Annotated in this window: 18 protein-coding genes and 1 tRNA gene; 3 read left to right on the forward strand and 16 right to left on the reverse strand. The window is 61.8% G+C overall.

The window, feature by feature from the left end; genetic code table 11:
* Genes ACT53S_RS18115 through obgE form a run of 4 tightly spaced genes read right to left on the reverse strand, consistent with a single transcriptional unit; the run spans window position 1 to window position 4,156 of the window.
* Window positions 1–591 carry a nicotinate-nucleotide adenylyltransferase gene (locus ACT53S_RS18115; RefSeq protein WP_476068273.1) on the reverse strand — a complete coding sequence of 197 codons (591 nt, stop codon included), beginning with the start codon at window positions 589–591 and terminating at the stop codon, window positions 1–3.
* 37 nt (window positions 592–628) lie between these two features.
* On the reverse strand, window positions 629–1,912 hold the full coding sequence (locus ACT53S_RS18120; protein ID WP_142072761.1) for a glutamate-5-semialdehyde dehydrogenase: 1,284 nt from the start codon (window positions 1,910–1,912) through the stop codon (window positions 629–631).
* Window positions 1,905–3,080 carry a glutamate 5-kinase gene (gene proB, locus ACT53S_RS18125; RefSeq protein WP_476068009.1) on the reverse strand — a complete coding sequence of 392 codons (1,176 nt, stop codon included), beginning with the start codon at window positions 3,078–3,080 and terminating at the stop codon, window positions 1,905–1,907. Before proB ends, ACT53S_RS18120 begins: the two co-directional genes overlap by 8 nt.
* Window positions 3,080–4,156, reverse strand: coding sequence for a GTPase ObgE (gene obgE / locus ACT53S_RS18130; RefSeq protein WP_113377741.1), 1,077 nt, complete (start codon window positions 4,154–4,156; stop codon window positions 3,080–3,082). Before obgE ends, proB begins: the two co-directional genes overlap by 1 nt.
* Before the next feature lie 85 nt (window positions 4,157–4,241).
* On the opposite strand from obgE, the gene ACT53S_RS18135 reads away from it, so the two are divergent.
* Window positions 4,242–5,105 (forward strand): endonuclease/exonuclease/phosphatase family protein, encoded by an 864-nt coding sequence (locus ACT53S_RS18135; RefSeq protein ID WP_476068010.1) that lies wholly within the window; start codon window positions 4,242–4,244, stop codon window positions 5,103–5,105.
* 33 nt (window positions 5,106–5,138) lie between these two features.
* On the opposite strand, the gene ACT53S_RS18140 is transcribed toward ACT53S_RS18135, so the two are convergent.
* From ACT53S_RS18140 to rplU, 4 genes are all read right to left on the reverse strand, one after another.
* A complete protein-coding gene (locus tag ACT53S_RS18140) occupies window positions 5,139–5,726 on the reverse strand; it encodes a GNAT family N-acetyltransferase (protein ID WP_476068011.1) in 588 nt (195 codons plus the stop codon).
* Window positions 5,723–6,361 carry a GNAT family N-acetyltransferase gene (locus ACT53S_RS18145; RefSeq protein WP_113459026.1) on the reverse strand — a complete coding sequence of 213 codons (639 nt, stop codon included), beginning with the start codon at window positions 6,359–6,361 and terminating at the stop codon, window positions 5,723–5,725. Before ACT53S_RS18145 ends, ACT53S_RS18140 begins: the two co-directional genes overlap by 4 nt.
* A 127-nt stretch (window positions 6,362–6,488) precedes the next feature.
* Complete coding sequence (gene rpmA, locus ACT53S_RS18150) at window positions 6,489–6,758, reverse strand: 50S ribosomal protein L27 (RefSeq protein ID WP_110791351.1); 270 nt, start codon at window positions 6,756–6,758, stop codon at window positions 6,489–6,491.
* Between the two features lie 36 nt (window positions 6,759–6,794).
* Entirely contained in the window at window positions 6,795–7,109 is a 315-nt protein-coding gene (rplU, locus tag ACT53S_RS18155) for a 50S ribosomal protein L21 (RefSeq protein WP_113377745.1), read from the reverse strand.
* A gap of 275 nt (window positions 7,110–7,384) precedes the next feature.
* On the opposite strand from rplU, the gene ACT53S_RS18160 reads away from it, so the two are divergent.
* Window positions 7,385–7,474 (forward strand) — tRNA-Ser (locus tag ACT53S_RS18160).
* Between the two features lie 517 nt (window positions 7,475–7,991).
* On the opposite strand, the gene ACT53S_RS18165 is transcribed toward ACT53S_RS18160, so the two are convergent.
* Genes ACT53S_RS18165 through ACT53S_RS18195 form a run of 7 tightly spaced genes read right to left on the reverse strand, consistent with a single transcriptional unit; the run spans window position 7,992 to window position 16,075 of the window.
* Window positions 7,992–8,681, reverse strand: a complete 690-nt coding sequence (locus ACT53S_RS18165) for a response regulator (RefSeq protein ID WP_113377762.1) — start codon at window positions 8,679–8,681, stop codon at window positions 7,992–7,994.
* On the reverse strand, window positions 8,678–11,365 hold the full coding sequence (locus ACT53S_RS18170) for an ATP-binding protein (RefSeq protein WP_476068012.1): 2,688 nt from the start codon (window positions 11,363–11,365) through the stop codon (window positions 8,678–8,680). The genes ACT53S_RS18165 and ACT53S_RS18170 overlap by 4 nt, the downstream gene beginning before the upstream one ends.
* Window positions 11,366–11,372: 7 nt before the next feature.
* The gene (gene kdpC, locus ACT53S_RS18175) at window positions 11,373–11,942 is read right to left on the reverse strand and encodes a potassium-transporting ATPase subunit KdpC (protein ID WP_476068013.1); all 570 of its coding nucleotides are present in this window, start codon (window positions 11,940–11,942) and stop codon (window positions 11,373–11,375) included.
* Between the two features lie 2 nt (window positions 11,943–11,944).
* Window positions 11,945–13,981: a potassium-transporting ATPase subunit KdpB gene (kdpB, locus tag ACT53S_RS18180; RefSeq protein WP_476068014.1), complete on the reverse strand. Its 2,037-nt coding sequence runs from the start codon at window positions 13,979–13,981 to the stop codon at window positions 11,945–11,947.
* Window positions 13,982–13,990: 9 nt separating this feature from the next.
* Entirely contained in the window at window positions 13,991–15,700 is a 1,710-nt protein-coding gene (gene kdpA / locus ACT53S_RS18185; protein WP_476068015.1) for a potassium-transporting ATPase subunit KdpA, read from the reverse strand.
* Window positions 15,701–15,714: 14 nt separating this feature from the next.
* The gene (gene kdpF / locus ACT53S_RS18190; protein ID WP_113377767.1) at window positions 15,715–15,801 is read right to left on the reverse strand and encodes a K(+)-transporting ATPase subunit F; all 87 of its coding nucleotides are present in this window, start codon (window positions 15,799–15,801) and stop codon (window positions 15,715–15,717) included.
* Window positions 15,802–15,811: 10 nt separating this feature from the next.
* Window positions 15,812–16,075 (reverse strand): hypothetical protein, encoded by a 264-nt coding sequence (locus ACT53S_RS18195; protein WP_476068289.1) that lies wholly within the window; start codon window positions 16,073–16,075, stop codon window positions 15,812–15,814.
* A gap of 200 nt (window positions 16,076–16,275) precedes the next feature.
* On the opposite strand from ACT53S_RS18195, the gene ACT53S_RS18200 reads away from it, so the two are divergent.
* Window positions 16,276–17,172, forward strand: coding sequence for a helix-turn-helix transcriptional regulator (locus tag ACT53S_RS18200; protein ID WP_113377768.1), 897 nt, complete (start codon window positions 16,276–16,278; stop codon window positions 17,170–17,172).
* Between the two features lie 43 nt (window positions 17,173–17,215).
* Here the strand turns inward: ACT53S_RS18200 and ACT53S_RS18205 are convergent, their stop codons facing one another.
* A complete protein-coding gene (locus tag ACT53S_RS18205; protein ID WP_476068016.1) occupies window positions 17,216–19,357 on the reverse strand; it encodes a TonB-dependent siderophore receptor in 2,142 nt (713 codons plus the stop codon).
* Window positions 19,358–19,537: the final 180 nt, after the last annotated feature.

Raw genomic sequence — 19,537 nt, forward strand, 5'->3', positions numbered from 1 at the left:
TCAAGTCGCGTCGACGGCCGCCCTGATTGCCGTCGAGCTGAGGGGGGAGCGCGGACCGTGAATGAATGTCCATGCGGGGGCCTTCTTGCGCCACAACACCGCTGCATCCTCCTCGTCCACCCGGGCATAATCGAAGGTTCTTGCCATCTTCGAGGAGAGGTAGGCGAGCGTGGAGCCTGGACGGTCGATGACAGCGATAGGGAAGGTGGTCGTGATCTTGCGCCAATGCTGCCAGCGGTGAAAACTGGCGAGATTGTCCGCTCCCATGATCCAGACAAAACGCACGTCCGGGTGCCGCGACTGAACGAATTCGAGGGTTTTTGCCGTGTAGTTCGTCCCGATTGCCTGTTCGAAGGCGGTCACCTTGATCCGGGGATCTTCGGCTAAAGCTTCACAGGCTTCAAGACGCTCGACCAACGGTGCAAGCTGACTTCGGCTTTTCAGCGGGTTGCCCGGCGTCACCATCCACCAGAGCTGATCAAGTCCCAGTCGCCGCAAAGCGATTTCGGCCACGAGCAGATGACCCTGATGGGGCGGATTGAAGGAGCCACCGAAGAGACCAACGACCATCCCCCGCTCGACATGCGGCATAACCCTATGACGATGGGGTATGGCCGCCTCTTCCACGTCAGGGACGAACCTGGCCGGTGCCGCGGACGCGGTACTTGAACGATGTCAGCTGTTCGACACCCACCGGGCCGCGCGCATGCATCTTGCCGGTGGCAATCCCGATTTCGGCACCCATCCCGAACTCGCCGCCATCGGCGAACTGGGTCGAGGCGTTGTGCAGCAGGATCGCAGAGTCGATCTCGTTGAAGAAACGTTCGACCACTTCAGGATCTTCAGCGACAACCGCTTCGGTGTGGTTCGACGAATAGCGCGCTATATGATCGATAGCGCCGCCAATGCCGTCGACCACGGCAACCGAAATGATGGAATCAAGATATTCGGTGCGCCAGTCTTCTTCCGTCGCCGGTTTCAGGCCAGGGATAACCCGCAACACGGTGGCGGAGGCCCGGACCTCGCAGCCGGCTTCACTCAGCGCCTCGATCAGGGGCTGGAGATGGGTGCCAATCGCAGCGCTATCGACCAGCAGGGTTTCGGCCGAACCGCAGACGCCGGTGCGGCGCATCTTGGCGTTCACGACGATCCTCTTTGCCATCTCCAGGTCGGCAGAACCGTCGACATAGACATGGCAGAGCCCTTCGAGATGGGCGAAGACGGGGACGCGGGCTTCCTGCTGTACGCGCGCGACTAGGCTCTTGCCGCCACGGGGCACGATCACGTCGACCGATCCTTCGAGGCCCGACAGAAGCGCGCCGACGGCTGCGCGGTCGGTTGTCGGCACCAGTTGGATCGCATCGCTGGGCAGACCGGCCGCCTCGAGACCCTTGACCAGGCAGGCATGGATGGTGCGCGAGGAATTGGCCGAGTCCGAGCCGCCACGCAGGATAACGGCATTACCAGCCTTCAAGCAGAGCGCGCCCGCATCGGCTGTCACGTTCGGCCGGCTCTCATAGATCACGCCGATGACGCCAAGCGGCGTGCGGACGCGTTCGATATGCAGGCCGTTGGGGCGGTCCCATTCAGACATGACGGTGCCGACGGGATCCGGCAGTTCGGCAATCTCGCGCATCGACTGGGCAATGGCCGTGACCCGTGCGGGATTCAAGGTCAGGCGGTCAATGAAGGATGGGGCAACACCCGATTCCGCGGCATTCTTCAGGTCGATCGTATTGGCAGCGAGGATCTCGGCCTCGGCTTCCATCACGGCATCGGCCATAGCCAGGAGCGCCCGGTTCTTCGCTTCGGTCGACGCCATTGCAAGTGGGCGAGCCGCGGCACGCGCGCGGCGGCCGATGTCGAGCATCATGCCTTCGACGGAATTCTGGTTCGACACGGTATCAAGCATGGGCAGCATCCTTGCGGTCACCGGCTGCGGCTTCCCGCTGGCCGAGGTCGGTCATGACGAGATCGTCGCGATGGATCATTGCCGCGCGACCGGGATAGCCGAGGATCTTTTCGATCTCGTTGGATTTGCGTCCGCAGATGCGGCGGGCCTCGTCGGCATCGTAACCGGCCAGGCCACGGGCGATCTCACGGCCTTCGGTCGTGACGATCGAGACGGTATCGCCGCGATGAAAGGCGCCGGAGACGGATCGCACGCCTGCCGGCAGCAGGCTTTTGCCGGAGCGCAGCGCGCCTTCAGCGCCGTTGTCGACCTGAAGTGTCCCGGCCGGCTGAAGCTGACCGGCGATCCAGGTCTTTCGCGCTGTCACCGGCGACTTGGACGCGGCAAACCAGGAATGGCGGGCGCCATTCTCGATGGCCGAAAGCGGATTCATCGTCTTGCCCGAGGCGATGATCATGGCGCAGCCGGCGCTGGTTGCGATCTTACCGGCATCGATCTTGGTGCGCATGCCGCCGCGCGATAGTTCCGATGCTGCACCGCCGGCCATTGCTTCGATGGCGGGGGTGATTTCGTCGATGGTTTCGAGGAACCTGGCCTCCGGATCGAGATGCGGCGGAGCCGTGTAGAGACCGTCAATGTCGGACAGTAGGACGAGCAGATCGGCGCCCGCCATCGTTGCGACACGAGCCGCCAGCCGATCGTTGTCACCGTAGCGGATTTCGGTCGTCGCCACCGTATCGTTCTCGTTGATGATCGGTACGGCGCCGATCTTCAGCAGCTGATTGAGGGTAGCGCGGGCGTTGAGATAGCGCCGACGCTCCTCCGTGTCGCCGAGCGTCAGCAGGATCTGGCCGGCGACGATCTGGTGGCGTGACAGGCTTTCCGCCCAGTGGCGGGCGAGCGCAATCTGGCCAACGGCGGCACAGGCCTGACTCTCTTCGAGCTTCAGGGCGCCCGAGGGCATGTCGAGCACGGTGCGACCGAGCGCTATGGCACCCGAGGACACGACGAGCACGTCGGTGCCGCGCGCCTTCAAGGCGGCGATATCATCACAGATCGCGTCGAGCCAAGCTTTGCGGATACCGGTCGCCCGATCCACGAGCAGGGCCGAGCCGATCTTGATGACAACGCGCTTGACGCGGGACAGCGAGCGTATCCGGCTAGACATCACTCCTCGCCTTCCTCGCCAAGATGATCCTCGATGTCACGGTTCTTCCGGTTCTTGTCGCGTTTGGCCGGAAGCGGTGCATTGCCCTGGGCCGCAACGATGACATCCCGAAGTGCCCGCAAGGCGTCCGTCATGCCCCTGCCCGTGATGGCAGACAAAAGCAGCGGCGTCTGGCCACAGGCCTTCTTCAATTCGGTCGCCTTCTTTTTCAGCTCCGCTTCGTCGAGCACATCGATCTGCGACAGGGCGACGATCTCCGGCTTGTCTTCCAATCCGCCGCCATAGGCATCAAGCTCGTGGCGCACCGTCTTGTAGGCTTTACCGACCTTTTCTTCCTGGGCGGAGACGAGGTGCAGCAGCACGCGGGTGCGCTCGACGTGGCCGAGGAAACGGTCGCCAATGCCAACCCCTTCATGGGCGCCTTCGATGAGGCCCGGAATGTCCGCCAGAATGAACTCGCGTTCGTCCACGGTTGCCACACCGAGATTCGGATGGAGAGTGGTGAAAGGATAGTTCGCAATTTTGGGACGTGCGCGTGTCACAGCCGCGAGGAAGGTGGACTTGCCGGCGTTCGGCAGGCCCACGAGACCGGCGTCGGCAATCAGCTTGAGCCGCAGCCAGACAGTCTTCTCTTCTCCCTCGAGACCCGGATTAGCCCAATCGGGCGCCTGATTGGTTGCCGACTTGAAATGGGCGTTGCCAAAGCCGCCATTGCCGCCCTTGGCGATGCGGAAGCGCTGGCCCTCGGCTGTCAGGTCGACAATCAGGGTTTCCGCGTCCTCCTCAAAGATCTGAGTGCCGACGGGGACTTTCAGCGTCACGTCCTCTCCATTGGCACCGGTGCGATTGCGCCCCATGCCGTGGGTGCCTGTCTTGGCCTTGAAATGCTGCTGGAAGCGGAAGTCGATGAGCGTGTTGAGGCCGTTGACCGCTTCAACCCATACGTCGCCGCCCCGGCCGCCGTCGCCGCCATCCGGTCCGCCAAATTCGATGAACTTTTCGCGCCGGAACGACACAGCGCCGGCGCCACCGTCGCCCGAGCGAATGTATACCTTTGCCTCGTCGAGAAATTTCATCTTGCTGCCGTCAATTCTTCTGTCAGGTTCTGATGGAGATTGCGGCCATCGATATAGCCGCTTTGCGCGGAGGTCAAAGAGTATCGTGAAGTTCGTGAGCTACAACATCCAGTACGGCTTCGGTCAGGACGGGCGTTTCGACCCTGACCGCATTGCCGCCAGCATTCGCGATGCGGATGTGATTGCTTTGCAGGAAGTGACCCGGGGCTACAGCCGAAACGACTATGCCGATCTGGTGGACATCTTTTCTGCCCAGTTTCCGAATTACTTCGCGGCCTTCGGTGCCGCCTGCGACGTGCTGGTGGATCACTCTGTCGTCGATGGCCAGCTGTGCGAACGACGCTTCCAGTTCGGCAACATGGTTCTGTCGCGCTATCCGATCCGTGCCGTCCGAAACCTGCTTCTGCCGCGTCATCGAACCTACGATAAGCTCAATCTCCAGCGCGGTGCACTGGAGACCGTCATCGAGACACCTGCGGGCGCCTTGCGCGTCTATTCCGTCCATCTCGACCATGTCTCTCCGGACGAACGAATTGCACAGATTGGGTTTCTCAAAGAGCGCGCTTGCAGCTACCTGTCCGAAGGTGGCGCACTGACGGGTGCGATCGAATTCGCTGTTGCCGATCCGCCGCTGCCGGAGGACTTTCTCATGATGGGCGACTTCAACATGGAGCCGGAAAGCCCCGAATATATCGCCATGGTCGGCCGCAACGACGCCTATTACGGGCGCGCGCCGCGTTCCGGGTTTCCGACGGATGCGGAGGCATACCTCAAGGCCCGGCCGGCGGACGGATATAGCTGGATCAGCGAGGACGGGGCGCGGCGCATGCATCTCGATTACTGTTTCGTCAGTGGCGGCCTTGCGGGTCGCCTTGAGGCCTGTCGGGTGGATACTTCCGCCCGTGGTTCCGACCATCTGCCGGTCTGGGTCGAACTGGCGGAAGGGTGAGCCCCGGGCGGCTGGCGCCCGGAGCATTGTCGGCTATGCACGTCTCCTGCGGCCGGCGAAGTCCGGCTGGGACAAACGGAATTCGACCAGCGGCGCCATGGTATTGCGCGCCTTGGAGAATACGTCCTCAACGCCGACCGTGCGAAAACCGCGGGCTTCCAGCAGGCGAAGCGATGCCGGATTGTCGGCAAAGGCGCCGCCGAAAATCTCGGCTTGCGGCATGCGCTGAAAGAAGCGGTCGAGGGCTGCCTCGACAGCTTCGGACATGATGCCCTTGCCCCAGTAGAAGCGGTTCAGCCAGTAGCCGATGTGCCAAAGGCCGTGGCGGAGCTCCAGGGACACAACCCCGATATGGACGCCATCGAGCGTGATCGCAAAGTGCCAGTCGGGCTTGAGGCCCGACGTCACCATGTTCAGCCAGTCGCGTCCATCCTCGCGGTCGTAAGGGACCGGCACGCGCGTCAGCATGCGGGCAACGGCGAAATCGCTGAGCGAGTTCGCAATCGCATCCGCATCCTGCATGCGGTGAGGGCGCAGCACCAGGCGTGCCGTTTCGATGACCGGGCAGGCGCCCGGCATCAGCGGCATTGTGTCGGGTCTTTCGGCCAGCATCGGGCTCATCGCATTTCCCCCCAGCTCTTCAGGGACAGCCAGGTCTTGCGGTCGAGCCTGTACCATTCGACGGGGACTGGCCCGCCCATGGCAAGGTTGCCGACCATGCCGGTGCCCTGGAACTGGAAGCCGGACTTCTGGATGACGCGGCGCGAGGCGATGTTGGTGACTCGGCAGCGTGCATCGATGCGGCTAACCCATTCACGGGTGCGGAAGGCCATGTCGATCAAGGCATGGGCTGCCTCGGTGGCATAACCCTTGTTCCAGTAGGGTTCGCCCAGCCAGTATCCCATTTCCAGGATGGTGTCGTCGGCCGGATTGGGCTCCAGCGCGCAGCAACCGAGGAACTCGCCATTGTCCGCTTTTGTGATGGCATAGACGCACTTGCCGATCTCGCCGATATTCGTGCGTCGCACGAAGTCGGCCGCGTCTTTCGCCGTATAGGGATGCGGCATGCGTGCCACCATGGTGGCAATGGCGGCGTTGTTGGCGAGATGGGCAAGGGCGTCGATGTCTTCGGTGTGGGGTGCGCGCAGGACCAGCCTTTGCGACAATAAGACAGGGCAATCGCTCCTCGGCCGATCGGGCCTTGGCCGTTCTTCGGGCGACCGTGATTGGTCGTCCCTCAACATCAGACTTTGCATGGTTCAGTCTCCTTCGTTGGACAAGAAAAAAAGGGGAGATGGCGCCCCATCTCCCCTTTTTGTCTGACTGAACCTGGTGCGGTCAGCCGGGTCGATGAGACGCCGGCTGTTTTAGAGCGCTACCGGCTTATTCCGCTGCTTCGGCTTTCGGCATTACAGACACGAAGACTCGACCGTTCGACTTCGTACGGTAGTCCACATTGCCGGCCGTAAGTGCAAAGAGGGTATGGTCCTTGCCCATGCCGACGTTCGCGCCCGGATGCCACTGGGTGCCGCGCTGACGCACGATAATGTTGCCCGGAATGACGACTTCGCCACCGAACTTCTTCACGCCGAGGCGCTTGGAATTGGAATCGCGACCGTTGCGCGAGGAACCGCCAGCTTTTTTGTGTGCCATGGGAGTTCTCCTTTAAACCTTGTAGTTAGACGCGCTTCAGGCGGCGACGATGTCGGTGATACGCACCACGGTGTGGTGCTGACGATGGCCGCGCGAACGCTTCGAGTTCTGACGACGACGCTTCTTGAAGGCGATGACCTTCTTGCCGCGGGTCTGTTCGACAACTTCGGCCGTAACCTTGGCGCCAGCCACGAAGGGCGCGCCGATGGTTGCAGATTCGCCTTCGCCGACGACGAGAACTTCGTTGAATTCGATGGTTGCGCCAGCTTCGGCTTCCAGCTTTTCGATGGTCAGCACGTCGTTGGCGTTAACGCGGTACTGCTTACCGCCGGTCTTGATGACTGCGAACATTTTTTATCCTTTCATGTTCGTTCCGGCTCTCCCCTTGCGAGGGGCCGTCTTTTTGCCAGTCGGAGGAGCGGGACTTTTGGTCCCGCCGGTTCAGCTTCGCGGATCGCGAAGAACACAAGGCGCAGTTCGCCCACGCTTTAAGTCGAGCGTCGCATACGTGAGGGCAGGCAGGGTGTCAAGACAAAACCCGGAAAAACCGTCACATTCGCTCTTGCATGGGGGGTGAGTTGCCGCTATGAGACAGCCCGCGCCATGAAGCGCCGACCAATGTGACCGGAGAGGTGGCTGAGTGGTCGAAAGCACCGCACTCGAAATGCGGCATACTCGCAAGGGTATCGTGGGTTCGAATCCCACCCTCTCCGCCATCAATCTTGAAGTATGATTGAATTTACTGGTGTTTCTACGACGCTAGGTGGCTAATTTACCAGTTGAGCAATCGCGGTATTCTGTCAGGGACGCGACGGTATTTTTACCCTGCATGTTCCTGTGTCTGATTTGTTCGCGCTACATGCACCACTTAGTTGAACTTGACGGCTTGGCGACAGCCGGGCAATGCGCGAGACGTGCTGCTACTTCAAATCCGCGAAGCGGAAAAAGCGTGTAGCTCTGTCTTGCCAAGAGCCGAAGCACTGCGCGATCTGTTCAACTGCGTCGGTAACAATCGTTATGCCGAAGCAAAATCAACGTCCTTTGATCTCGATGAGCGCCGTATAGCGTTCCGAAAATGATGCCGAGACTTCGGGCGCGAGAACAACGCTAAAGTCTTGAGATTTCCCCGGTGGTGATGCGCCAGTTTCCTGGGATGAGCTTGTGACAAACCGGGCAGTCGGCAAACCTCTCCAGGTGCAGAAGCGGACTGTCTGGCGATAGGCCAGGTTGGCGTCATTCCTGCTCGGCCATCCTATAACCCACGCCCGGTTCCGTGCGCACGATCCGGGGCTGGGTCGGATCCCGTTCGATCTTCTGGCGGAGCTGGCCGATGAAGACGCGCAGGTAATGCAGGTCGTCGCCGTGGGCGGGGCCCCAGACGGATGTCAGCAATGTGCGGTGCGTGACAACCCGACCGGCATGACGGGCGAGCAGCAGGAGCAGGTCGTATTCCTTCGGTGTCAGATGCACCATCTCACCACCGCGCGAGACGAGGCGTTTGACGGGATCGATCGTCAGGCCATCGATTTCCATGATGGTCGGGATGGCGTCTTTGCGACCTCGATGTCTTAGTGCTGTCCGGATGCGGGCGGTCAGTTCACCCACCCCGAATGGCTTCTCGATGTAATCGTCGGCGCCCAGATCGAGTGCCGCGATCTTCTCGCTCTCACGATCCCTGGCCGAGAGAATGACGATCGGAATGTCCGACCAGCCGCGCAGGCTGGCGATGACTTCCTTGCCGTCCATGTCCGGCAGGCCAAGATCGAGGATGACGAGATCGGGCGCCTGGGTGGCGACGGCCTTCAACGCCTCGGCCCCAGTGGCCGCTTCGACGACTTCGTAACCGGCAGCGGACAACGATGGCTTCAGGAAGCGCTGGATCTGCGGTTCGTCATCGACCACCAGGATACGGGACTGGTTCACTTGATCTGGTCCCTCTCTTCACTTCCGGGAAACCGCATGACGATGCGCGTGCCGCGCTTCTTGAGCGCCGGGCTTTCCGCATGGATCCTGCCGCCCATCGCCTCGACGAAGCCGCGGGCAATGGAAAGGCCGAGCCCGGTGCCCGGCGAGCGACCGTCCGGCTTGCCCCTGCGATAGAATTTTTCGAAGATCCGGTCCAGATCCTCAGGCGGAATGCCCTTGCCGAGGTCGGTGACTGAAATCAGCACATCCTTGCCGTCTCGGCGGGCATAGACGTTGACCGGCTCTTCGCCCCCGTATTTGACGGCATTGTCCAAAAGGTTGAACAGCACCTGACCGATCAGCACGCTATCACCTCGGATTAGCGGCAGATCCGCCGCGATGCCAGTCTCGATGATGCGACCGGTCGCGTGTTTGCGGGTGCGCTCGACGGCCGACTGGACGACGTCGGCGACATCCACCCAATCCTGCTTGGGCTTCAGCGTGCCAGCTTCGATCCGGGTCATGTCGAGAAGATTGGCGACGAAGCGGCTCATGCGGCTGCTTTCTTCCTCGATCGACTGCAGGAGATCGTCGCGGTTCTCAGGTGTCATCCGCTCGCCAAGCTGGCGCAGACCGGTGACAGCGCCGGTGATGGTCGCAAGCGGCGTGCGCAGATCATGCGAAATCGAAGAGAGAAGTGCTTCGCGGTAGCGCTCTCCCTCCAACCTTGCGGCCTGCTCGACGGTTTCATCGGCAAGGCGCGCGCGGTCGAGCGCAATCGCCGTCTGATCGAGGATGGCGGTGAGCGAGCGCTCGGCGTTCTGGTCGAGCCTCTCTCCTGATTGCTCAATGCCGCAGACCCCGACGATGCCGTGCGGCCCGAGCAAGGGCCGGAACTCGAAGCGGCTGTTCGGCAGCGTGCCAGTGCCATACCCGGCGGGTTCTCGCTTGTCATGCGTCCAGCGGGCGGCCGTTAAGTCCGTGACGTCAAGTTCGGTGTCCGGCGGCCAGGCGGCGGCCACGCTGAGATCGCCCTTGCGCGGAACAAGCAGCACGACCTTGCGCTTGAGGCTCGCCTGCAATTGCGAAACGGCGAGCCAGATCGCATCCTCGCCTCTGGCCGTGCTCGCGAGCTTGCGGGAGAAATCATAGAGAGACTGGAGGGCCGTCGCCCTCACCCGCGCAATCTCCGCCTGTTCCCGGATGCGCGAGGCGAAGCCCCCGGCAATCAGGGCCACCGCGAAGAAGATCAAGAGCGCGAAGACCTCGTGGGGCGCGGCAATCGTGAAGGTGTGGATCGGATCGATGAAAAAGAAATTGTAAGCCAGCGCCGACATTGCAGCGGCCAGGAAGGCGGCCATGTAGCCGCCGACGACGGAGGCTCCTAAAACCGCAAGCAGGAACAGCAGCGAGATGTTCGGCAGTTCGACGAACACATCAATGCCTTTGCCAATCATAGCCGTGATCGCCACGAAGCCGAAGGCTGAAAGCGCGGACTGGCGCAAGGCCGTCGCTCTGGGCATGCGAAAGACTGGGCGTCGCATCTCCTCGGTCGAGGTATCGGGCGTGACGATGTGCACACCGAGACCCGAGGCACGACGGGACAGGGCATCCGGCAGCGAACGTGTGACATATCTTTGCCAGCGGCTGCGCTTGCGCGTGCCGATGACGATCTGGGTTGCATGCTCGCGCCGGGCGAGCTTCAGGATCTCCTCGACGAAATCATTGCCGATGACGCGGCGTGTTTCGGCGCCGAGCTGTTCGGCGAGCCGAAACAGTGTCTCTATCCGCTGCAGGCGTTCCGGCGTCTCCACTTCCCGGTCGGCACGCTCGATCGAGACGACCAGCCAGGGCGCGTTGAGCCCCGAGGCCAGCCGGCTAGCGACCCTCACGACCTTTTCCGACAGCGGATCGGAGCCGACGCAGACCAGCAGGCGCTCACCCGTGGCCCAGGGACCATCGATGGCATTCTGCTTGAGATAATCGACCATCTGATCATCGACGCGGTCGGCGGTGCGGCGCAGTGCCAGTTCGCGCAGCGCCGTCAGATTGCCGAGGCGGAAGAAGCGGTCGACGGCGCGGTTGGCGCTTTCGGGCAGATAGACCTTGCCCTCCTTCAGGCGCTCGATCAGTTCGGATGGGGCGAGGTCAACGAGCAGCACCTCGTCTGCACGCTTGAGGACGACATCGGGAACCCGTTCGCGCACGGTGACACCGGTGATCTGGGCAACGAGATCGGCAAGACTTTCGAGGTGCTGGATGTTGAGCGCCGTCCAGACATCGATCCCGGCTGCAATCAGCTCCTCGATGTCCTGGTGGCGCTTTGGATGGCGGCTGTCTTCCGGGTTGGAATGGGCGAGCTCGTCGACGATGACGATCCGGGGACGCCGTTGAAGCGCCGCATCAAGGTCGAACTCTTCGAGCATCCGGCCGCGATGAGCCACCCTGCGTCGAGGCAGGATCTCGAGGCCGTCGAGCAGGGCTGCGGTTTCGCCGCGACCGTGGGTCTCGACCAGCCCGATGACGACGTCGATGCCATCAGCCTTGAGGCGTCGGGCGCGCGACAGCATCGCATAGGTCTTGCCGACGCCGGGGGCGGCCCCCAGAAAAACGGTAAGCTTGCCCCGGCGGTCTTTCTCCGCCAGGGCAAGCAGGGCATCGGGATCGGGACGTCGTTCGTCCCTGCGGTCGTCGTCCGCCATCAAGTTCTCATCTGTTCAGGGCATCAAGGGCCAGGTTGAGCTCTAGCACATTGACCCTTGCTTCGCCGATAACGCCGAAGTCGGGTTTTTCGATCGTCTGCTCGACGAGGCTTGCAACGGCTGCCGGTTGGAGCCCCCTCGCCTGCGCCACGCGCGTCACCTGTGCCTCGGCAAAGGCGGGCGAGATATGCGGGTCGAGGCCGGAGCCGGAGGTGGCGACGGCATCGCCCGGTACCGGCTGCGCCATGCCGGTTGCGGTCAGCCGTGCAACATCGGCCGCCACGCGCTCCTTTAGCTTGACCGAGGTCGTGCCGAGGTTGGAGCCCGACGAGGCTGCCGCGTTATAGGGGTCTGGACCCGTTGCCGAAGGACGCGGCCAGAAATAGCGGTCGGAGGCGAAATTCTGGCCGATCAGGCTTGAGCCGATGACCTTGCCGTCGCGTTCGATCAGGCTGCCATTGGCTTTTTCAGGCATGACAGCCTGAGCGACGCCGTTGATCGCTAGGGGATAGGCGAGACCGGTGAGTGCGGTCATGGCGACAACGAGGGTGAGTGCGGGTCTGAGATGGTTGAGCATGATTACACCAGATGAAGGGCGCTGACGGCGATGTCGATGACCTTGATCCCGGCGAAGGGAAGGATCAGGCCACCGACGCCGTAGACCAGCAGGTTGCGACGCAGCAGTGCCGCTGCACCGGACGGACGGTAAGCCACGCCTTTCAATGCCAGCGGGATCAGCGCCACGATGATCAGCGCGTTGAAGATGACGGCGGACAGAATAGCCGACTGCGGCGACGTCAGCCCCATGATGTTGAGGGCTTCGAGCGCCGGATAGGTGGCCACGAACAGCGCCGGTATGATGGCGAAGTATTTGGCCACATCATTGGCGATCGAAAACGTCGTCAGCGATCCCCGCGTCATCAGCAGCTGCTTGCCGATCTCAACGATCTCGATGAGCTTGGTCGGGCTGGAATCCAGATCCACCATGTTGGCGGCCTCGCGGGCGGCCTGCGTGCCGGTCTGCATCGCGACCCCGACATCGGCCTGGGCAAGCGCCGGAGCATCATTGGTGCCGTCGCCGCACATGGCGATCAGGCGGCCACCCTGCTGCTCGCGGCGGATATAAGCGAGCTTATCTTCCGGCGTTGCCTGGGCGAGGAAATCGTCGACGCCGGCTTCCGAGGCAATGGCGGCGGCAGTCACCGGGTTGTCGCCTGTCACCATGACCGTGCGGATGCCCATGGCGCGCAGGGCCGCGAAGCGTTCCTTGATGCCGGGTTTGACGACGTCCTTGAGGTGGATGACGCCGAGCAGGCGGTCTCCGTCGGCGACGCCGAGCGGCGTGCCTCCGGTTCGCGCGACCTGATCGACGGCGCGGCGGAATTCGGCCGGTGCATCCTGATCGGTCAGGCCGGCAAACTTCAGGACCGCGTCGACCGCGCCCTTGCGAAGGCGACGCTCACCGATGTCGACGCCGGAGAGGCGTGTTTCAGCAGTGAAGCCAATCACGGCATCGAACTCGGCCTTCGGCATGGGCACACCGAACTCACCTGTCGCCAGCGCCACGACCGAGCGGCCCTCGGGCGTTTGATCAGACAGTGAGGCGATGAGGGCGGCTTCGGCGAGCTCCGCCGGGGTGACGCCTGGGGCGGCCAGAAAGTCGCTGGCCATACGGTTGCCGAAGGTGATCGTGCCTGTCTTGTCGAGAAGCAGCGTGTCGACATCGCCCGCAGCCTCCACCGCGCGGCCGGAGGTGGCGATCACGTTGAAGCGCACGAGGCGATCCATGCCGGCGATGCCGATGGCCGAGAGCAGGCCACCGATCGTGGTGGGGATAAGGGTGACGAGCAGGGCCGCCAGCACCGTCACCGAAAGCACCGTGCCGGAATAGCCGGCCAGGCCCCAGATCGCGACGCAGACAAGCAAGAAGATCAGAGTCAGGCCCGAGAGCAGGATCGACAGCGCGATCTCGTTCGGCGTCTTCTGGCGCTGAGCGCCTTCGATCAGCGCGATCATGCGATCGACGAAGGAGGAGCCCGGCTGGACGGTGATCTTGATCTTGATCTCGTCGGACAGAACCTGCGTGCCGCCTGTCACCGCCGAGCGGTCGCCACCGGATTCGCGGATGACGGGGGCGGATTCGCCGGTGATGGCGCTTTCGTTGACCGAGGCGACACCCTCGATCACTTCGCCATCGCCGGGGATCAGCTCGCCGGCTGCGACCAGTACGATGTCACCGACTTTGAGGCTGCTGGCCGCAATCGTCTCCGTCTTGCCGTTGGCGGCGAGCCGGCGGGCGACGAGTTCGGATTTGGTCTTCTTCAGGCTGTCGGCCTGGGCGCGGCCGCGGCCCTCCGCCACAGCTTCAGCAAAAGTGGCAAAGAGTACAGTGAACCAGAGCCAGGCAGCGATCTGGCCGGAAAAGCCGGCCTCGCCCGGATTTTGGGCGAGGTCGCGGATGAAGAGGATCGTCACGACGACGGCGACGATTTCGGTCACGAAGATGACCGGGTTGCGCAGCAGCTTACGCGGATCGAGCTTGACGAACGCATCGCGGATCGCCGGAAACAGGATCGACGGGTCGAGAAGACCGGGAGCTTTATGGTCTTTTGACATGTTGGTTCCTTAGAAGGTCTGGCCGGCGAGCATGGCGAAGTGTTCCACTATGGGGCCGAGCACCAGTGCGGGTAAGAATTGCAGGCCGCCGAGAATGAGGATGATGCCGATCAGCAAGCCGACGAACAGCGGGCCGTCGGTCGGGAAGGTGCCGGCAGAGGCCGGCGACTTCACCTTGGCGGCGAGCGATCCGGCAATCGCCATGACCGGCACGACATAGGCGAAGCGGCCAAGCAGCATCGCGATCCCGAGCGTGGTGTTGTACCAGACCGTGTTGCCGGTGAGACCGCCAAAGGCCGAGCCGTTGTTGCCGGCAGCCGAGGTGTAGGCATAGAGGATTTCCGACAGACCATGCGGGCCGGCCGTACCAACGCTTGCCACCGCGAAGGGCAGCATGGCCGAAACTGCGGTGAAGCCGAGGATGACCAGCGGCAGGATGAGCACGGCGAGCATGGCGAACTTCATCTCGCGGCCCTCGATCTTCTTGCCGAGGAATTCCGGCGTGCGGCCGACCATCAGACCCGCGACGAAGACGGACAGAATTGCGAAGACGAGCATTCCATAGAGACCGGAGCCGACGCCGCCTGGCAGCACTTCGCCGAGCTGGATCAGGAACATCGGCACCAGGCCGCCCAGGCCTGTGAACGAGCCGTGCATGCCGTTGACGCCACCATCCGAGAGACCCGTCGTAACGGCTGCGTAGAGCGCGGTCATGGCTTGGCCGAAGCGGGCTTCCTTGCCTTCCATATTGCCGAGTGCTGGATCGACACCGATCGCCGTCAGGATGGTGTTGCCCTGGGCCTCGGCCCAGTAGGTGACGGCCACGCCTGTAATCAGCAGGAACGCCATGGCCGAGATCAGCGCCCAGCCCTGCCTGCGGTTTCCGACCATCTGGCCGAAGGTGTAGGCCATGGCGGCAGAGATCGACAGCATGGCGAAGATATTGAGATAGTTCGACCAGACGGTGGGGTTCTCGAAGGGATGGGCGGCATTGACGTTGAAGAAGCCGCCGCCATTGGTGCCAAGTTGCTTGATCGCTTCCTGGGAGGCGACGGGGCCAAGCGAAATCACCTGGTTGGCGCCTTCAAGCGTCGTGGCCGTGACCGAGCCGTCGAGCGTCTGGGGCAAGCCCATGGCGACGAAGGCGAGGGCGACGAGGATCGCGAGCGGCAGCAGCACGTAGAGCGTAGCCCTGGTCATATCGACCCAGAAATTGCCGAGCGTCGAGACCTTGGAGCGGGCAAGTGCGCGAGTGACGGCGACTGCAAGGGCCATGCCTGTCGCGGCGGAGAGGAAGTTCTGCACGGTGAGGCCGGCCATCTGGGAGAAGTGGCTCATCGTCGTCTCGCCGGCATAGTTCTGCCAGTTGGTGTTGGTGACGAAGGAGACAGCCGTGTTGAAGGCGAGATCGGCGGGCACGCCCGGAAAGCCTTGCGGGTTGAGCGGCAGATAGGCCTGCAGCCGCAGCATGGCGTAAAGAACGAGAAAGCCAGCGAGCGAGAAGGCGAGCATGGCAAGCGTATAGCCGAACCAGCTCTGCTCCTTTTCGGGGTTGATGCCGCTCACGCGATAAAGATCACGCTCGAGCCGGCCGAGTACGGGGGAAAAAAAGGTCCGCTCGCCGGAAAACACTCGCGCCATGTAAAGGCCGAGTGGTTTGATGACGAGGAGGACGGCGAGGAAGAGGAGGCTGATCTGCAGCCAACCGACAAGGGTCATGGATCTGCTCCCGATCAGAAACGCTCGGGACGCAGCAGCGTCACGACAAGATAGATGCCAAGCGCAATGGCGACGAAAAGGCCGAAGAGGGGTTCAAGCATCTGCGTGCCCTCAGAGCCGGTCGAGCGCGCGGGCGTACAATGCGAGCACGAGAAGCGTGCCACCGCCAAGCGCGATAAAGATGAGGTCGGACATGTCCGGGTCTCCTGTTGATACAGGTGGAGAATTAAGGGCGCTTCGGGTCAGGCTTCGATTGGGAAGAGGCGCGATGAGAATAAAGAAAAGATAAGGGCAGACACTGCCTATGAGCAGATTGGTCGCCTCGTTGCCGAATATGGAGCGCGTGTCGAGCTGTCGCTGCTTCGTTTTCCGCAAGGCATAGCTTTGAGACGAGGATATGCCGCGGGGAGAGGGGTAGCTGTTAACCCAACCGCGCAGCGCGCTGTAAAGTGTAGGTTCGATGTGATAAGATGATTATGATTATCATGTTTCCAGCGTTCACCAGAAGCCTTTCCCAAAGATGATGGGCATATTCGGTGACACACGCCAGCCGTTGAGATCAGGAGGCGGTCGGTTTGACCTATCTTCATTCCATGCAGACCAAAATAGAGGGCATCCAAGCGCTCCGACCGCCAACATGGCGATCAATGAACGGTATCGTCGGCGTCCATTGGGAAGCCGAAGGGCAGGCCGGAGCGAGCGGCTATTACCTCTCACCAGATCCCCGCATCGTTTTCTTCTTCGACGATGTCAGTCCCCACATTCGGGTGTCCCATACTCCGGATCTGCAGCGCAGCGAACGCGGCATGGCACGGGTCATCTACGTCCCGGCAGGCACGCCGCTTTGGACCAGCTTCACCAGCCGCCACCGCTTTTCCCATCTGGACCTGCATCTGCATCGGGACCGCGTGCTGCGCTATATCGCGCCCGCGATCGGATCCTCTGCTGCACGCACCGCCTTGAAACAACCCGTTGAGATACAGGATCCCGGACCTCTGGCCGCTCTTGCAGGCCTAGTCGTGAACGAATTGTCGACTGATGTGCGCCACACCGCCTTTGCAGAGAATCTGGTCGGCAGCATCGTTACAGGGCTGCTCGACCTCAAGGGAGATCCAGACAAGAATTCTGCCGGCTTGGGCAGGCTGACCCAAGCCCACCTGAATCGTCTATCCGCCCATTTTGCCAATTGCGGCGGGCGACCGCTCAGCATCCGGGAGATGGCTGATGTTGTCGGCCTGTCCGAGAGCTGGTTTGCCACGGTGTTCCGGCAGACAACGGACATGACGCCGCTGCAGTGGCAGTTGTCTCGCCGCATCGAGATGGCCAGAGCACTGATGGTCGAAACAGAGATGAGCATCGCGGAGATCAGCGCCCAACTCGGCTTTTCCGACCAGGCCCACCTCACCAAGGTCTTTCGCAGGTTTGCCGGCGAAACCCCTGCCGTCTGGCGTCGCAAGCATACTTCAGAATGAAGCCTGGATCCCGCGCCATGTCGGACGCGGGATTTCGGAGCCTTTACCAGCTCTGCCGGATCGTCGCATAGATCGTGCGTCCGGGGTTGTAGTAGAGGGCGCCGCCGTCGTTGTTGGCGACATGCTTCTCGTCGAACAGATTGCTGACGTTAAGCTGGAAGCTGGTGTTTTCCTTGATCGCGTAAGTGAAGGAGGCATCGAAGATCACGGCTCCGTCCGACTTACGCGTGTTTGCGTTGTCGAAATAATAGGATCCGATGAAGCGCGCTCCGGCGCCGAACGTCATTTCGCCCCGGTCACCCTGGCCTTCGAGCGTGTACGTGCCCCAGAGCGATGCCATGTGTTCCGGCACCTGCGCAAAACGCTTGCCGTCGTAGGTTGCCCCTGAGTCGACGATTTCAGAGTCGATGTAGGAATAGGCGCCGATCAAGTTGAAGTTCGACGTCATCTCGACTTTCGCTTCCAGATCAAGGCCGCGATGATGAACCTCTTCCACCGTGCTCGGCAGATAGACGGGCGCCTCGTAAGCGGTAATGTTCTCAAGCGTCAGATCATAGATTGATGCCGTGATCATCCCAGGGAAGGCATCGGGTCGGTACTTGATTCCCGCCTCGTACTGCTTGCCATAGGTTGGCTGATTGCCAGTGCTTGGAGGCGCGACTGATTCTGCATAGCTCACATAGGTCGCCAGTTCCTCGGTGATTTTGTAGCTCAGGCCGACGCGTTTGCTGAACTCGCTGTAGTCGCGCGAGGTGGAGACCGAGGTTCCCAGATCGGTCTCTTCCAGATCAAGCCAGTCATTGCGAAGGCCGACGCTTGCCGTCATGCGGTCAGAGAAGATCAGATCCTGCTGCAGATAGACAGCACGGGTGCTGCGGTCGTTGCTGTTGCGGGTCGAGAGCGGGATCGCCGGCGGCGGTCCGGCGTAGACGGGATTTTGCCAATCGATCGAAGGCGTGCCTGCCCCCCAGAGGTAACCGGACTCGTTGGTGGATTCGATGCTGTTGTAGTCGACACCCGCCAGGGTTCGGCTTTCCACCTGATCGAAGCTTGCCTCGTATAGCAGATGGGCATCGACGTTGATCTGTTCGCTCGAACCGGAGCCCAAAGAATAGATGCGGTCTGCGCTGGTGTCCGACGGATCGGCAGCACCGCTGGAATCATAGATAAAAGCAAAGCCCGTCTCTCGGCTGGAATTGCTGTAGCGCGCGCTGGAGTTAACGCTCAGGCCGTTGCCGAAATCGTGGTCGAACAGCATGGTGTAGGTGTTGCGGTTCGTCGCATCGTAGTTGAAATCCGGCTCTCCGAAGAAGCGGTCCCGGTCAAAGTCGGTGTAGAGCGGATGGCCACCACCACTCGGCGTACCATCACGGTCAAGGTGATCGAAGACGAAGGTCAAATTCGTCATGTCGGTCGGACGCCATGTCAGTCCACCCATGATGAAGTTCTCGTCATTCTCCGAGAAATCATACTCGCCATCGGCACGCTGAACCTTGCCGGTCAGGCGATAGGACAGGGTATCATCTTGCGTCAGATTGTCGCCGAAGTCGAAGCCCGTCTCCTTGTGGGCGAAGGATCCGACCGTGCCATAGATCTCTCCAAAACGCTCACTGCGCGGGGTCTTCGTCACATAATTGATGGCGCCACCCGGATCGGAAACGCCGAAGCCGGTTGAATTTGCGCCCTTCAGTATTTCGAGCCTCTCGAAGGCATAGGGTTCCTCTTTCACGCCTAGCCAGGTTCGTCCGATGGCCAGGCCGTCGCGGTATGTGAAGGGCGAGAAGCCGCGAATCGTTACATAGTCGAATCTGTCGTCCGATCCATAGTAGTCGGTCGTCACGCCGGCCGAGTACTGCACTACCTTCTCGATGCTGTCAGCCGCGCGTTGCTCGATTTCCTTCGAGGTTACAACGGACACCGTCGCAGGCGTGGTCAAGATTTCGCCCGGCATCTTGCCGACAGCACTCGACCGATTGGCGACAATCGATTTGGAATCCGCGTCGCCCTGGGTGGCCCCTTCCACCGTTATCGTCTGCAAGACTGTCGCATCATCCTCCGCCGTCCCGGCATCCTGAGCGCCGGCAAGGGCTGGCATCAGCGAGATGAAGGCCGTGCAGCTTAAGAGAAGAGTGGCGCGAGGGCGAAGGTGAGCGCGCGTCGTGGCAGCGGACATGTTCCTGATCATCGTCTATCCAGAGTTTGACGTTCCGACGAGCTCTCTCGATGATCCCAAAGGACCAATCTCGACAGCCGCCCCGCCTCGGTGGTCGATCCGCAATCGCCGACCTTATCCCCCGGCCGCCGCACCGCAGATCAACGTTCGAGCGGTCAATCGGCCATTAACTGGATAATTTTCATCCAGTAT

The sequence above is a fragment of the Allorhizobium sp. DMC15 genome, from assembly GCF_056314065.1.

Coding starts and splice junctions, on each gene's coding strand:
- ACT53S_RS18115 (WP_476068273.1), bottom strand. CDS start 591: ATGCCGCATGTCGAGCGGGGGATGGTCGTTGGTCTCTTCGGTGGCTCC.
- ACT53S_RS18120 (WP_142072761.1), bottom strand. CDS start 1,912: ATGCTTGATACCGTGTCGAACCAGAATTCCGTCGAAGGCATGATGCTC.
- proB (WP_476068009.1), bottom strand. CDS start 3,080: ATGTCTAGCCGGATACGCTCGCTGTCCCGCGTCAAGCGCGTTGTCATC.
- obgE (WP_113377741.1), bottom strand. CDS start 4,156: ATGAAATTTCTCGACGAGGCAAAGGTATACATTCGCTCGGGCGACGGT.
- ACT53S_RS18140 (WP_476068011.1), bottom strand. CDS start 5,726: ATGAGCCCGATGCTGGCCGAAAGACCCGACACAATGCCGCTGATGCCG.
- ACT53S_RS18145 (WP_113459026.1), bottom strand. CDS start 6,361: ATGCAAAGTCTGATGTTGAGGGACGACCAATCACGGTCGCCCGAAGAA.
- rpmA (WP_110791351.1), bottom strand. CDS start 6,758: ATGGCACACAAAAAAGCTGGCGGTTCCTCGCGCAACGGTCGCGATTCC.
- rplU (WP_113377745.1), bottom strand. CDS start 7,109: ATGTTCGCAGTCATCAAGACCGGCGGTAAGCAGTACCGCGTTAACGCC.
- ACT53S_RS18170 (WP_476068012.1), bottom strand. CDS start 11,365: ATGGCGGACGACGACCGCAGGGACGAACGACGTCCCGATCCCGATGCC.
- kdpC (WP_476068013.1), bottom strand. CDS start 11,942: ATGCTCAACCATCTCAGACCCGCACTCACCCTCGTTGTCGCCATGACC.
- kdpB (WP_476068014.1), bottom strand. CDS start 13,981: ATGTCAAAAGACCATAAAGCTCCCGGTCTTCTCGACCCGTCGATCCTG.
- kdpA (WP_476068015.1), bottom strand. CDS start 15,700: ATGACCCTTGTCGGTTGGCTGCAGATCAGCCTCCTCTTCCTCGCCGTC.
- kdpF (WP_113377767.1), bottom strand. CDS start 15,801: ATGCTTGAACCCCTCTTCGGCCTTTTCGTCGCCATTGCGCTTGGCATC.
- ACT53S_RS18205 (WP_476068016.1), bottom strand. CDS start 19,357: ATGATCAGGAACATGTCCGCTGCCACGACGCGCGCTCACCTTCGCCCT.